At 63.2% G+C, this 13,269-nt stretch carries 13 protein-coding genes; all 13 read left to right on the top strand.

The features are described 5' to 3' along the window. Window positions 1-38: 38 nt before the first annotated feature. The 13 genes from HWX25_RS06730 (at window position 39) to HWX25_RS06670 (ending at window position 12,946) form a co-directional block, all read left to right on the top strand. Window positions 39-818: a ParA family protein gene (locus HWX25_RS06730; protein WP_044845234.1), complete on the top strand. Its 780-nt coding sequence runs from the start codon at window positions 39-41 to the stop codon at window positions 816-818. Window positions 819-849: 31 nt separating this feature from the next. Continuing rightward, complete coding sequence (locus tag HWX25_RS06725) at window positions 850-1,743, top strand: ParB/RepB/Spo0J family partition protein (protein ID WP_059531410.1); 894 nt, start codon at window positions 850-852, stop codon at window positions 1,741-1,743. Window positions 1,744-1,756: 13 nt separating this feature from the next. Beyond that, on the top strand, window positions 1,757-2,887 hold the full coding sequence (locus HWX25_RS06720; RefSeq protein WP_175907804.1) for an SLC13 family permease: 1,131 nt from the start codon (window positions 1,757-1,759) through the stop codon (window positions 2,885-2,887). A 573-nt stretch (window positions 2,888-3,460) separates the two neighbouring features. After that, window positions 3,461-3,988, top strand: a complete 528-nt coding sequence (locus HWX25_RS06715) for an ATP synthase subunit I (RefSeq protein WP_175907802.1) — start codon at window positions 3,461-3,463, stop codon at window positions 3,986-3,988. 110 nt (window positions 3,989-4,098) lie between these two features. Continuing rightward, the gene (gene atpB, locus HWX25_RS06710) at window positions 4,099-4,950 is read left to right on the top strand and encodes a F0F1 ATP synthase subunit A (protein WP_059531209.1); all 852 of its coding nucleotides are present in this window, start codon (window positions 4,099-4,101) and stop codon (window positions 4,948-4,950) included. A gap of 75 nt (window positions 4,951-5,025) precedes the next feature. Beyond that, window positions 5,026-5,295 carry a F0F1 ATP synthase subunit C gene (atpE, locus tag HWX25_RS06705; RefSeq protein WP_006482730.1) on the top strand — a complete coding sequence of 90 codons (270 nt, stop codon included), beginning with the start codon at window positions 5,026-5,028 and terminating at the stop codon, window positions 5,293-5,295. 129 nt (window positions 5,296-5,424) lie between these two features. Then, a complete protein-coding gene (locus tag HWX25_RS06700) occupies window positions 5,425-5,895 on the top strand; it encodes a F0F1 ATP synthase subunit B (protein WP_006477283.1) in 471 nt (156 codons plus the stop codon). 2 nt (window positions 5,896-5,897) lie between these two features. Continuing rightward, window positions 5,898-6,437 carry a F0F1 ATP synthase subunit delta gene (locus tag HWX25_RS06695; RefSeq protein WP_014895498.1) on the top strand — a complete coding sequence of 180 codons (540 nt, stop codon included), beginning with the start codon at window positions 5,898-5,900 and terminating at the stop codon, window positions 6,435-6,437. 44 nt (window positions 6,438-6,481) lie between these two features. Further along, window positions 6,482-8,023 (top strand): F0F1 ATP synthase subunit alpha, encoded by a 1,542-nt coding sequence (gene atpA / locus HWX25_RS06690; RefSeq protein WP_014895499.1) that lies wholly within the window; start codon window positions 6,482-6,484, stop codon window positions 8,021-8,023. A 69-nt stretch (window positions 8,024-8,092) separates the two neighbouring features. Beyond that, on the top strand, window positions 8,093-8,968 hold the full coding sequence (gene atpG, locus HWX25_RS06685) for a F0F1 ATP synthase subunit gamma (protein WP_034188170.1): 876 nt from the start codon (window positions 8,093-8,095) through the stop codon (window positions 8,966-8,968). Between the two features lie 66 nt (window positions 8,969-9,034). Continuing rightward, on the top strand, window positions 9,035-10,429 hold the full coding sequence (gene atpD / locus HWX25_RS06680) for a F0F1 ATP synthase subunit beta (RefSeq protein ID WP_044845237.1): 1,395 nt from the start codon (window positions 9,035-9,037) through the stop codon (window positions 10,427-10,429). A 104-nt stretch (window positions 10,430-10,533) separates the two neighbouring features. Further along, window positions 10,534-10,959 carry a F0F1 ATP synthase subunit epsilon gene (locus HWX25_RS06675; RefSeq protein ID WP_006477288.1) on the top strand — a complete coding sequence of 142 codons (426 nt, stop codon included), beginning with the start codon at window positions 10,534-10,536 and terminating at the stop codon, window positions 10,957-10,959. A gap of 259 nt (window positions 10,960-11,218) precedes the next feature. Beyond that, complete coding sequence (locus tag HWX25_RS06670; protein ID WP_175907800.1) at window positions 11,219-12,946, top strand: AMP-binding protein; 1,728 nt, start codon at window positions 11,219-11,221, stop codon at window positions 12,944-12,946. Window positions 12,947-13,269: the final 323 nt, after the last annotated feature.

Below are 13,269 nucleotides of genomic sequence, written 5' to 3'. Positions count from 1 at the left end.
CGCGCCGTTTGTTTGAAGGTAAAGGGAACACACCAACGATGGCAAAGATCTTCTGCGTTGCGAACCAGAAGGGGGGCGTCGGCAAGACGACGACATCGGTCAATCTCGCCGCAAGCCTTGCAGCGCAGGAGCAACGAGTCCTGCTGATCGATCTCGACCCGCAGGGCAACGCGACGATGGGCAGCGGGATCGACAAGGCCGCCTGCGAGTCGACCGTGTACGAAGTGCTGGTCGACGGCGTATCGGTGACGGACGCGCGCGTGCGTCCGGAAGGTGTCACGTACGACGTGCTGCCGGCCAACCGTGAACTGTCCGGTGCCGAGATCGAACTGATCAGCATCGATAACCGCGAGCGACGGTTGAAGGCCGCGCTCGAACACGTGGCCGACGACTACGACTTCGTGTTGATCGATTGCCCGCCGACGCTGTCGCTGCTGACGCTGAACGGATTGTGCGCGGCGCATGGCGTCGTGATCCCGATGCAGTGCGAATACTTCGCGCTGGAGGGGCTGTCGGACCTCGTCAATACGATCAAGCAGGTTCACGCGAACATGAACCGCGACCTGAAGATCATCGGCTTGCTGCGCGTGATGTTCGATCCGCGCATTACGCTGCAGCAGCAAGTTTCCGATCAACTGAAAGCGCACTTCGGCGACAAGGTGTTCGACGCGGTGATTCCGCGCAACGTGCGCTTGGCGGAAGCGCCGAGTTACGGGTTGCCGGGCGTCGTATTCGACCGTAACTCTCGCGGTGCGCAGGCGTATCTCCAGTTCGGTGCCGAGATGATCGATCGCGTGCGCGCGTTCGAGGTGTCGTGATCCGGACATGAGCGAAGCGAGGAAGAAAGACATGAACGCGGTACCAAAGAAGAAGGGCTTGGGACGTGGCCTCGAAGCGCTGCTCGGCGGCAGTGCGGACATCACCGAAGCGGTGAAGATCGAAGGGGCACCGAACACGCTCGCGCTCGGCAAGCTGCAGGCCGGCAAGTACCAGCCGCGGACGCGGATGGACGAAGGCAGCCTGCAGGAGCTGGCGGCCAGCATTCGCGCGCAAGGCGTGATGCAGCCGATCCTGGTACGACCTATTTCATCTGACAAATACGAAATCATCGCGGGCGAGCGGCGTTTCCGCGCGGCACGCCTGGCTGGCCTCGACGAAGTGCCGGTGCTCGTGAAGGACGTGTCCGATCAGGCTGCCGCCGCGATGGCGCTGATCGAGAACATCCAGCGCGAGGATCTGAATCCGCTGGAAGAGGCGCACGGTATCCAGCGCCTGCTCGATGAGTTCGGTTTCACGCACGAACAGGCGGCCGAATCGGTCGGCCGCTCGCGCAGCGCGGTATCGAACCTGCTGCGCCTGCTGAACCTCGCGGCGCCGGTGCAGACGATGTTGCTGGCCGGTGACCTCGACATGGGCCACGCGCGTGCGCTGCTTGCAGTCGATGCCGCGACGCAGATCACGCTCGCGCACCAGGTGGTCAACAAACGCATGTCGGTGCGCGAGACCGAGAAGCTGGTCGCGCATACGACGAAGGAAGCGCCGGCGGTGAAGGCGCGCGCGAAGGACGATGGCGGCCGCGACACGCGTCGTCTCGAGGAGGAGTTGTCCGACCTGCTCGCGTCGACGGTGAAGATCAAGCTCGGCCGCCGCGGGCGAGGGCAGGTGATGATCGACTTCGGCAACCTCGACGCGCTCGAGGGCATTCTTGCGCGTCTGCGCGGCAACGTCGCGACCGAAGAATAACGAGGCACGATCGATGGAAAACACGGGCGCGCCGGCGCCGCGCCGGTGGCTTGGCTGGCTTTTGCAGGAACCCGTACTGACGGTGCTGGCGCTTGCGCTGATTGTTCTGCAATGGTTGCGTCCGCAACCAGTTGGCGCACTGGTCGGTCTCGTCGACTGGCAGACCGTCGCGACGCTCGCGGGTCTGCTGATGCTGACCAAGGCGCTCGAGCTGTCCGGGTGCCTGATGTGGCTCGCGCATCGCATCGTGCATCACGTGCATTCCGAGCGCGGGCTCGCGATGCTGCTCGTCGTGTTCGCGGCGGCGCTCGCGATGTGGCTCACCAACGATGTCGCGTTGTTCGTCGTCGTGCCGCTGATGGTATCGCTGCGCACGTTGACGCCGCTGCCGTTCCGGCGGCTCGTGATCGTGGTCGCGCTGGCCGTCAACGCGGGGTCCGTCGCGACCCCGCTCGGCAATCCCCAGAACCTTTTCCTGTGGCAATTGAGCGGCGTGTCGTTCGGCCGCTTCGTCGTCACGCTCGGGCCGCTCGCACTGGCGTTGATGGCGCTGCTGCTCGTGCTGACGGCGTGCGCGTTTCGCGCGAAGCCGCTCGATCTGTCGGGAGACGTCCAGGCCGTTCCCGTGCAGCGCATGCATGCGTTGCTTGCGGCGGTGCTGTTCGGTGCGTTCGTGCTGCTCGCCGATGCGCACAATCCCGTGCCGGGCCTGATCGGCGTCGTGATCGCGCTGCTGGTGGCGAGACGTGACGCAGTCCTGAAGATCGACTGGCTGCTGCTGCTGATCTTCGTGCTGATGTTCGTTGTGCTGCGCAGCGCGGCCGCGCTGCCGGTCGTCCACGACGCGATCGCGCGAACCCATCTCGATTCGCCGCTGCGTGTGTTCGCGGCGGGCGCGGTCGTGTCACAGGGAATCAGCAACGTGCCGGCGGCGATCCTGCTGTCGGAATTCACGCGCGACTGGCGGGCGCTCGCGTTCGGCGTATCGGTCGGTGGCTTCGGTTTCGCGATCGGTTCGCTCGCGAACCTGATCGCGGTGCGTCTCGCGAAGGAGCCGCGCATGTGGCTGCCGTTTCACCTCGTGTCGATTCCGTTCGCGCTCGTGAGCGCGGCGCTGGGTGCGTGGTTGCTCGTTCACGGCTGAGCGATGCGGATCAGTGCGGCGCACGCATGCCGCAAGCCTGGCGGGGAGGGTGCACAGCGTTCCTTGTCGTTGCAAGGTCGGGCCTGTTGATAAGTGTTGCGCCACCACAGTCCAACGACTGTGGTGGCGCAACAACTGATTGCGGGCACCGGCGCGCTCGGTTCGAGCGCATTTCGCGCATCGCGCTCGACGCGGTGGTCACAGTGTTTCCTCTATTGCCCATCGCCGCGTCGGATGGTTTCCCGTGTTCGTGTCACAGCAGAATTCCTGCTGCGATCGCGCCGCGCCGGTGGCGCATGCACCGCACGTCGCTGTCACGTCATTTCGTTGCACCCGCATTTTTTTGGGCGAGAAATGCCGGTGCGAAAAACCGACCTTACAACTGTCATCGTACGTCATCGACGCGCGCGTTTTTCACATGATGAGGCGTCGTTTTACGCTGGTTTTTGTCGCGTCTAAAGCCTTGAATCACCTGCAACTATCGCTTACAATCGCCCGGATTTGTTAGCTAGGCACCCCTGAAAGCTTTCGGAAAGCTTGGGGCCGGGTTCAAGGATTTTGCGGAAGATTGCGATGGCGGGTCAGGCGCCGAACGACAGGCACGATGATCACCGAGCGCAACGCACCGCTTCAGCGGCCGGCGAGCGGCGCGAGTCCGATGGCGACGACTGGGATGCCGAGCTGCAAGATAACAACATCGTTCCGCTCACGCGCACGGAAGCCGAGAGGCTGTTCGGTCCGAACGTGAGCAAGCCGTCGCGCGTGACCCCCTACAAGGTGGTGATCGCGCAGGTGGTCTTGTCCCTGGTTGCAACGCTGGCGTGGTGGCTGTTTTCAAAGTCGCCGGGCGCCGCTGCGCAATCCGCGTTTCTGGGCGGGGCGATCGGCTGGGTGCCAAGCGCGTTGTTCGTGGCACGACTGAAGGCAGGTGGTTCGGCCACCGTGATGAGCTGGGTGATGGGCGAAGCCCTGAAGCTCGGCGTGACGATCGGGATGTTCGCCGCAGTGGCGTACGGCTATGCCGGCGTGCACTGGCCGGCACTCCTCGTCACCTACCTCGTCGTGCTGAAGACGTACTGGATCGCGCTGGCCTGGCGGTAAGCAACAAGCAGCGTGCGGTTTCGACAACGAACCGCACCGGCCCGTTCCCGCAATAGCGTATTGCGGAACGGGGCAAAACGATTTTCGACAATTTGGGTGGCATTAACGATATGGCAGCTAGCGAAGGCACGCGCGGTCCGGATCCGTCCGAGTACATTGCGCACCACTTGCAGAATTTCTCCACCTCGCATCAGACGTCGATTTTCGACATCCACGTCTGGAACCTCGACACGCTGTTCTGGTCGATCGTGTGCGGCATTGTGACGATCGTCCTGCTGCGTCTGGCCGCCCGCAAGGCGACCTCGGGCGTGCCGGGCCGTTTCCAGTGTGCGATCGAGATGCTCGTCGAAATGGTCGAGGATCAATCGAAGGCCATCGTCCACGGCAACCGCACCTTCATCGCTCCGCTCGCCCTCACGGTGTTCGTGTGGGTCGCGCTGATGAACTCCCTCGACTTCCTCCCCGTCGACCTGCCGGGCCGCGTCATCGGCCTGCTCGGTCTGTCGGACGTGATTTCCCACCATCGCATCGTCCCGACGGCCGACCTGAACGGCACGCTCGGCATCGCGCTCGGCGTGTTCGTCCTGATGATCTACTACAGCATCAAGATCAAGGGCGCGGGCGGCTTTGTGCATGAGCTGCTGTCGGCCCCGTTCGGCGCCCACCCGCTGCTGTGGATCCCGAACCTCGCGCTGAACATCGTCGAATACCTCGCAAAGACCGTTTCCCTCGGCATGCGGCTGTTCGGCAACATGTACGCGGGTGAGCTGTTGTTCCTGTTGATCGCCCTGCTCGGCAGCATGTGGAGCTTCGGTGGCGACGCAACGTTCCTCGGCTTCATTGGTCATGTGATCGCGGGTAGCGTCTGGGCAATCTTCCACATCCTGATTGTTCTGTTGCAGGCATTCATTTTCATGATGCTGACGCTGGTGTATCTCGGCCAGGCGCACGACAAGCACTAAGCGCGGCGTGCAAAAAAGAGTTTCCGTTTTAGTTTTTTAAATCTCAGTTCCAAGTCTTTTCACAAAGGAGTGATCATGCAAGCTTACATCGCCAACATCCAGGGTCTGACCGCCATCGGTATCGGCATCATCATCGGCCTGGGTGCAATCGGCGCCTGTATCGGTATCGCGCTGATGGGTGGCAAGTACATCGAAGCCTGCGCACGTCAGCCGGAACTCATCAACCCGCTGCAAACGAAGATGTTCCTGCTGGCCGGCCTGATCGACGCTGCATTCCTGATCGGCGTTGGTGTCGCAATGCTGTTCGCGTTCGCGAACCCGCTCCTGTCGAAGCTCGCAGGCTAAGGTTCCTCGGAAATATGCGCCCGGCGTAAGCCGGCGCAGGGCGGAACGGAGACTTGGGGCGCTGATCGAATGCAACTCGATGAGCGCCTTACCGTTTCATTTTTCCGGAATAGCAGATAAGGAAACACCGTGAATCTCAACGCAACTCTGTTTGCGCAAATGGTCGTGTTCCTGGTCCTCGCGTGGTTCACGATGAAGTTCGTGTGGCCGCCGTTGATCAACGCCCTCGACGAACGTTCGAAGAAGATCGCCGACGGCCTCGCCGCCGCGGAGAAGGGCAAGGCGGAACTCGACGCAGCGCACAAGCGCGTGGACCAGGAACTCGCGCAGGCCCGCAACGACGGCCAGCAGCGCATCGCCGACGCTGAAAAGCGTGCCCAGGCGGTCGCCGAGGAAATCAAGGCCAACGCCCAGGCTGAAGCCGCCCGCATCGTCGCCCAGGCGAAAGCGGAAGCAGAACAGCAAATCGTGAAGGCGCGCGAAGCGCTGCGTGGCGAAGTCGCCGCGCTGGCCGTGAAGGGCGCCGAGCAGATCCTGAAGCGCGAAGTCGATCAAACGGCCCACGCCCAACTGCTGAATCAACTGAAAGCCGAGCTCTGATCATGGCCGAACTTGCAACCATCGCCCGCCCTTACGCAGAAGCGCTGTTCCGCGTGGCCGAGGGAGGTGACATCGCCGCCTGGTCCACGCTCGTGCAAGAGCTGGCCCAGGTTGCGCGTCTGCCGGAAGTGCTGTCGGTCGCGTCGAGCCCGAAGGTGACGCGCACGCAAGTGGCCGAGCTGCTGCTTGCTGCGGTGAAGTCGCCGGTCGCGGCTGGCGCCGAAGCGAAGAACTTCGTGCAGATGCTGGTCGACAATCATCGCATCGCGCTGCTGCCGGAAATCGCCGAGCAGTTCGAGGCGCTCAAGAACGAACGCGAAGGTGCAGCCGACGCCGAGATCGTGAGCGCGTTCCCGCTGAACGGCGCGGATCTCGAAAGCCTCGTCTCTGGCCTCGAACGCAAGTTCAAGCGCAAGCTGAAGCCGACGGTCGAAGTCGATTCGTCGCTGATCGGCGGCGTGCGCGTGACGGTCGGCGACGAAGTGCTCGACACCTCGGTTCGCGCGCGCCTCGCATCGATGCAGGCTGCCTTGACCGCCTGAGCGCCACGCCGGCACGCAACAGAATTGACTATCAGGAGCGAATAATGCAACTCAATCCCTCTGAGATCAGCGAGCTGATCAAGAGCCGGATCCAGGGCCTTGAAGCGAGCGCAGACGTTCGCAACCAAGGCACCGTGATCTCCGTGACCGACGGTATCGTGCGCATCCACGGCCTGTCGGACGTGATGCAGGGCGAAATGCTCGAGTTTCCGGGCAACACGTTCGGCCTCGCGCTGAACCTCGAGCGCGACTCGGTCGGCGCGGTGATTCTCGGCGAATACGAACACATCTCGGAAGGCGACATCGTCAAGACGACGGGCCGCATTCTGGAAGTCCCGGTTGGTCCGGAACTCGTCGGCCGCGTGGTCGACGCACTCGGCAACCCGATCGACGGCAAGGGCCCGGTCAACGCGAAGCTGACCGACGCGATCGAAAAGATCGCCCCGGGCGTGATCTGGCGTAAGTCGGTGTCGCAGCCGGTGCAGACGGGCATCAAGTCGATCGACGCGATGGTGCCGATCGGCCGTGGCCAGCGTGAGCTGATCATCGGCGACCGTCAGTGCGGCAAGACCGCGGTGGCGCTCGACGCGATCATCAACCAGAAGGGCAAGGACCTGATCTGTATCTACGTCGCGATCGGCCAGAAGGCTTCGTCGATCATGAACGTGGTTCGCAAGCTCGAAGAAACGGGCGCGATGGAATACACGATCGTCGTCGCCGCTTCGGCTTCGGATTCGGCAGCGATGCAGTACCTCGCACCGTACGCCGGCTGCACGATGGGCGAATACTTCCGCGACCGCGGCCAAGACGCGCTGATCATCTATGACGACTTGACCAAGCAAGCATGGGCATACCGTCAGATCTCGCTGCTGCTGCGCCGCCCGCCGGGCCGTGAAGCATATCCGGGTGACGTGTTCTATCTGCACTCGCGTCTGCTCGAGCGTGCTGCTCGCGTGTCGGAAGAGTACGTCGAGAAGTTCACGAACGGCGAAGTGAAGGGCAAGAGCGGCTCGCTGACGGCACTGCCGGTCATCGAAACGCAGGCTGGCGACGTGACCGCGTTCGTTCCGACGAACGTGATCTCGATTACCGACGGCCAGATCTTCCTGGAAACCGACCTGTTCAACGCAGGCATCCGCCCGGCAATCAACGCCGGCGTGTCGGTGTCGCGAGTCGGTGGCGCTGCTCAGACGAAGGTCGTGAAGAAGCTGTCGGGCGGTATCCGTACCGACCTCGCGCAGTACCGTGAACTGGCCGCATTCGCGCAGTTCGCATCGGACCTTGACGAAGCGACCCGCAAGCAGCTCGAGCGCGGCCGCCGCGTGACGGAACTGCTGAAGCAGCCGCAGTACCAGCCGCTGCAGGTGTGGGAACTGGCCGTGTCGCTGTACGCCGCGAACAACGGCTACCTCGACGATCTCGACGTCAAGCAAGTGCTGTCGTTCGAGAAGGGCCTGCGCGACAACCTGAAGACCAGCCACGCTGACCTCATCAAGCGCATCGAAGACACCAAGGATCTCTCGAAGGACGACGAAGGCGCACTGCGCTCGGCGATCGAATCCTTCAAGAAGTCCGGTGCCTATTGATCCGCGAGTGACACACTGAGGCCGCGCGGGTGCTGATGCGCCCGCGCCGCTTCGGTCAAGGAGCAAGCTATGGCTGGAATGAAGGAAATTCGCGGCAAGATCAAGAGCGTGCAGAACACGCGCAAGATCACGAAGGCGATGGAGATGGTGGCCGCATCGAAGATGCGTCGCGCGCAGGAACGCATGCGCGCCGCTCGTCCGTATGCAGACAAGGTCCGTGCCATCGCCGCGCACATGAGCCGCGCGAACCCGGAGTACCGCCACCCGTTCATGGTGGCAAACGACGGCGCGAAGACGGCCGGCATCATCCTCGTCACGACGGACAAGGGTCTTTGCGGCGGTCTGAACACCAACGTGCTGCGTGCGACGGTGCAGAAGTTCAAGGAGCTGGAAGAGAAGGGCCAGAAGGTCGAAGCCACCGCGATCGGCGGCAAGGGCCTCGGGTTCCTGAACCGCTTCGGCGCGAAGGTGATGTCGCAGGTCGTGCACCTCGGCGACACCCCGCATCTGGACAAGCTGATCGGCGCCGTGAAGACGCAGCTCGATCTGTACTCGGAAGGCAAGCTGTCGGCGGTTTATATCGCTTACACGCGCTTCGTCAACACGATGAAGCAGGAAGCCGTGATCGAGCAGCTGCTGCCGCTGTCGTCGGAACACTTCGAAGCCGATGACGGTACGCCGGCCACGTCGTGGGACTACATCTACGAGCCGGACGCGCAGGCAGTCGTCGACGAACTGCTCGTGCGTTACGTCGAGGCGCTGGTGTACCAGGCCGTCGCGGAGAACATGGCGTCCGAGCAATCGGCGCGGATGGTCGCGATGAAGGCCGCGTCCGACAACGCGAAGACGGTGATCAGCGAACTGCAGCTCGTGTACAACAAGAGCCGCCAGGCCGCGATTACGAAAGAACTGTCGGAGATCGTCGGCGGCGCAGCCGCTGTTTAAGCGCGCGCCCGGGACGACAACTGCGCCTTTGCGCGAGTAAAGAATCAGGTATTTAAAGGAAAAGCGATGAGTACTGCTGCTTTGGTAGAAGGCAAGATCGTACAGTGCATCGGCGCCGTTATCGACGTGGAATTCCCGCGCGACAGCATGCCGAAGATCTACGACGCGCTCATTCTCGATGGCTCGGAACTGACGCTCGAAGTCCAGCAGCAGCTGGGCGACGGCGTGGTCCGTACCATTTGTCTGGGTGCATCCGACGGCCTGCGCCGCGGCCTGACCGTGAAGAACACGAGCAAGCCGATTTCGGTGCCGGTCGGCAAGCCGACCCTCGGTCGTATCATGGACGTGCTCGGCCGTCCGATCGACGAAGCCGGCCCGATCGAAAGCGAAACGACGCGTTCGATCCACCAGAAGGCTCCGGCGTTCGACGAACTGTCGCCGTCGACCGAACTGCTCGAAACGGGTATCAAGGTCATCGACCTGATCTGCCCGTTCGCGAAGGGCGGCAAGGTTGGCCTGTTCGGCGGTGCCGGCGTGGGCAAGACCGTCAACATGATGGAGCTCATCAACAACATCGCGAAGGAACACGGCGGTTACTCCGTGTTCGCGGGCGTGGGCGAGCGTACCCGTGAAGGGAACGACTTCTACCACGAAATGAAGGACTCGAACGTTCTCGACAAGGTCGCGCTGGTGTACGGCCAGATGAACGAGCCGCCGGGCAACCGTCTGCGCGTCGCGCTGACCGGCCTGACGATGGCCGAGCACTTCCGTGACGAAGGCCTCGACGTGCTGTTCTTCGTCGACAACATCTACCGTTTCACGCTGGCCGGTACCGAAGTGTCGGCACTGCTCGGCCGTATGCCGTCGGCAGTGGGCTATCAGCCGACGCTGGCTGAAGAAATGGGCAAGCTGCAAGAGCGCATCACGTCGACCAAGAAGGGCTCGATTACGTCGGTTCAGGCCGTGTACGTCCCTGCGGACGACTTGACCGACCCGTCGCCGGCAACCACCTTCGGCCACTTGGACGCAACCGTCGTTCTGTCGCGTGACATCGCTTCGCTGGGTATCTACCCGGCGGTCGACCCGCTCGACTCGACGTCGCGCCAGATCGACCCGAACGTGATCGGTGAAGAGCACTACTCGATCACCCGTCGCGTTCAGCAGACGCTGCAGCGCTACAAGGAACTGCGCGACATCATCGCGATTCTGGGCATGGACGAACTGTCGCCGGAAGACAAGCTGTCGGTCGCGCGCGCTCGTAAGATCCAGCGTTTCCTGTCGCAGCCGTTCCACGTCGCTGAAGTGTTCACGGGCTCGCCGGGCAAGTACGTGCCGCTGAAGGAAACGATCCGTGGCTTCAAGATGATCGTCGACGGCGAGTGCGACCACCTGCCGGAACAGGCGTTCTACATGGTCGGCACGATCGACGAAGCCTTCGAAAAGGCCAAGAAGATCCAGTAAAGGTCGGGTGTAACGCAGCGGGCGCCCGTGCGTTCGTGAAAGATGTCTCGATGGCATCTTTTCACGGACGGGCGTCCACGTAATACGCTCAACCAGGAGTCGATATGGCAACCATCAAAGTAGACGTCGTCAGCGCGGAAGAGCAGATCTTCTCGGGCGAGGCGAAATTCGTCGCGCTGCCGGGCGAAACGGGTGAGCTGGGTATTCTGCCGGGTCACACGCCGCTGATCACGCGGATTCGTCCGGGTGCGGTGCGCATCGAAGTCGAGGGCGGCAACGACGAATTCGTGTTCGTCGCAGGCGGCATTCTCGAAGTGCAGCCGGGCGCCGTGACGGTGCTCGCCGATACCGCGATCCGCGGCAAGGACCTCGACGCGGCGAAAGCCGAGGAAGCGCGCAAGCGTGCCGAGGAAACGCTGCAGAACGCGAAGTCGGACCTCGACCTCGCAAAGGCGCAATCCGAGCTCGCGACCGCGATGGCGCAGCTCGAAGCGATCCAGCGTCTGGCGAAGATTCGCAGCCGGCACTGAGCCGCGCGCGCGTATCCCGCGAAAGAAAGCAGCCTTCGGGCTGCTTTTTTTTCGTCCGTCGTTTTCGTCTGTTTTTTTGCGGGCCGGATCGTATCGTCCGGTCGTGCTATTTCATCCGCCCGCCGCGATTTGATGTCAGAGTGTCGTCAGCAGAGCGCGGCATCATCCGGGCAGAGGCAGTCCGCCGCGATCGCGGCGGAGCAGGCGCGCGCGTCAGCCGCGCGCCGGGCCGATCAGACAAAAACGGACGGAGACATCGATGGCAGCAGACCTTGGCAAGGGGGCGCTGATCGCGCCCGAAAACGGACTGTCGTACGTGCGCGGCGCGACCGACGTGCCGCTATCCGACGCGACGATCAGCCGCTTCCTGCTCGACACGGCGGGCCGCTTTCCCGATCGCCCGGCCGTCGTGTTCCGCGAACAGCAGGTGCGCTGGACCTGGCGTGCGTTCGCGCACGAGGTCGACGTGCTCGCGGCGGGCCTCGACGCGCTCGGGATCGTGAAGGGCGATTGCGTCGGCATCTGGTCGCCGAACCGCAGCGAATGGCTGCTCACGCAGTTCGCGACCGCGCGCATCGGCGCGGTCCTCGTCAACATCAACCCGGCCTACCGGCTCGCGGAACTCGAATACGCGCTGAACAAGGTCGGCTGCAAGGCCGTGATCGCGGCCGAGCGCTTCAAGACATCGGCGTACGTCGAGATGCTGCAGACCATCGCGCCGGAACTCGCGAGCGCGACGCCGGGCGACCTGCATGCGGCGCGCGTGCCGAGCCTGCGCACGGTTGTGTCGATGGGCGAGGTCGCGCCGGCCGGCATGTTCCGCTTCGCGGACGTGATGGCGCGCGGCCGCGACACGCTCGATGTCGCGCGGCTCGACGCGATCGGCGCGACGCTCGCGGCCACCGAACCGATCAACATCCAGTTCACGAGCGGCACGACCGGCAGCCCGAAGGGCGCGACGCTCACGCACCGCAACGTCGTCAACAATGCGCGCTCGATCGCGATGGCGATGCGCTTCACCGAGCAGGATTCGCTCTGTATCCCGGTGCCGCTGTATCACTGCTTCGGGATGGTGCTGGCCGTGCTCGCGTGCGTGTCGAAGGGCGCGGCGATGGTGTTCCCCGGCGAGGCGTTCGATCCGGTCGCGACGCTCGCGGCCGTCGCCGACGAGCGCTGCACCGCGCTGCACGGCGTGCCGACGATGTTCATCGCCGAGCTCGATCATCCGGACTTCGCGAAGTTCGACCTGTCGACGCTGCGCACCGGGATCATGGCCGGCTCGCCGTGTCCGATCGAGACGATGAAACGCGTCGTGTCGCAGATGCATTTGTCCGAAATCACGATCGCATACGGGATGACGGAGACGAGCCCCGTGTCGTTCCAGAGCTCGACCGACGACCCGCTCGAGAAGCGCACGACGACGGTCGGCCGCATTCAGCCGCACCTGGAGGTGAAGATCGTCGACCCGAACGGCGAGATCGTGCCGGTCGGCGCGACCGGCGAGCTGTGCACGAAGGGCTATTCGGTGATGCTCGGCTACTGGGACGACGACGCGAAGACACGCGAGGTGCTGGTCGACGGCTGGATGCATACGGGCGACCTCGCGACGCTCGACGCCGAGGGCTACTGCAACATCGTCGGCCGGCTGAAGGACATGGTGATTCGCGGCGGCGAGAACGTGTATCCGCGCGAGATCGAGGAATTCCTGTTCAGGCATCCGAAGATTCAGAGCGCGCAGGTGTTCGGCGTGCCCGACGCGAAATACGGCGAGGAGCTGTGCGCGTGGATCGTGCTGCGCGCGGACGAGCAGATGACCGAGGATGACGTGCGCGCGTTCTGCAGTGGCCAGATCGCGCACTACAAGATTCCGCGCTACATCCGCTTCGTTGACGAGCTGCCGATGACGGTGACGGGCAAGGTGCAGAAGTTCGTGATGCGCGAACGGATGATCGACGAACTGAAGCTCGACGTGCAGAAGACCGCTTGAAAAGACCGAGCGGCCCGGCGGCGGGGCAAACGCGACGGCCTGCGGGCTGTTGCGTTTTCGATGGACGAAAAAAAGCGGGCATATTAGCCCGCTAAAAACCACACGCTACGGGGTTAGCGCGAGGAGACCAAAGATGAAACCGAGTCCGGCGGGGGCCGGAAACGACTCCAACAGGGATGCCCCTCGGAAGGGCTTCGGTACGTGACCGACTGGCTCGCAGCGCTTCGCGTCCGCTCACACTTGGCACACGAGACCGCATCCGTGTTGAAACCGTTGAGGCCATTGTGGGCGAATTAATGACCCCTCGCGGTAACAAAGTGTTT

Source organism: Burkholderia sp. BCC1640 (assembly GCF_902833125.1).
GTDB classification, from domain to species: Bacteria; Pseudomonadota; Gammaproteobacteria; order Burkholderiales; family Burkholderiaceae; genus Burkholderia; species Burkholderia diffusa.
The sequence above is the reverse complement of the archived record's forward strand: the minus strand, read 5'-3'. Positions and strand labels throughout refer to the sequence as shown.

Coding starts and splice junctions, on each gene's coding strand:
- HWX25_RS06675 (WP_006477288.1), top strand. CDS start 10,534: ATGGCAACCATCAAAGTAGACGTCGTCAGCGCGGAAGAGCAGATCTTC.
- HWX25_RS06730 (WP_044845234.1), top strand. CDS start 39: ATGGCAAAGATCTTCTGCGTTGCGAACCAGAAGGGGGGCGTCGGCAAG.
- HWX25_RS06725 (WP_059531410.1), top strand. CDS start 850: ATGAACGCGGTACCAAAGAAGAAGGGCTTGGGACGTGGCCTCGAAGCG.
- HWX25_RS06670 (WP_175907800.1), top strand. CDS start 11,219: ATGGCAGCAGACCTTGGCAAGGGGGCGCTGATCGCGCCCGAAAACGGA.
- HWX25_RS06720 (WP_175907804.1), top strand. CDS start 1,757: ATGGAAAACACGGGCGCGCCGGCGCCGCGCCGGTGGCTTGGCTGGCTT.
- atpD (WP_044845237.1), top strand. CDS start 9,035: ATGAGTACTGCTGCTTTGGTAGAAGGCAAGATCGTACAGTGCATCGGC.
- atpB (WP_059531209.1), top strand. CDS start 4,099: ATGGCAGCTAGCGAAGGCACGCGCGGTCCGGATCCGTCCGAGTACATT.
- HWX25_RS06695 (WP_014895498.1), top strand. CDS start 5,898: ATGGCCGAACTTGCAACCATCGCCCGCCCTTACGCAGAAGCGCTGTTC.
- HWX25_RS06715 (WP_175907802.1), top strand. CDS start 3,461: ATGGCGGGTCAGGCGCCGAACGACAGGCACGATGATCACCGAGCGCAA.
- atpG (WP_034188170.1), top strand. CDS start 8,093: ATGGCTGGAATGAAGGAAATTCGCGGCAAGATCAAGAGCGTGCAGAAC.
- atpE (WP_006482730.1), top strand. CDS start 5,026: ATGCAAGCTTACATCGCCAACATCCAGGGTCTGACCGCCATCGGTATC.
- atpA (WP_014895499.1), top strand. CDS start 6,482: ATGCAACTCAATCCCTCTGAGATCAGCGAGCTGATCAAGAGCCGGATC.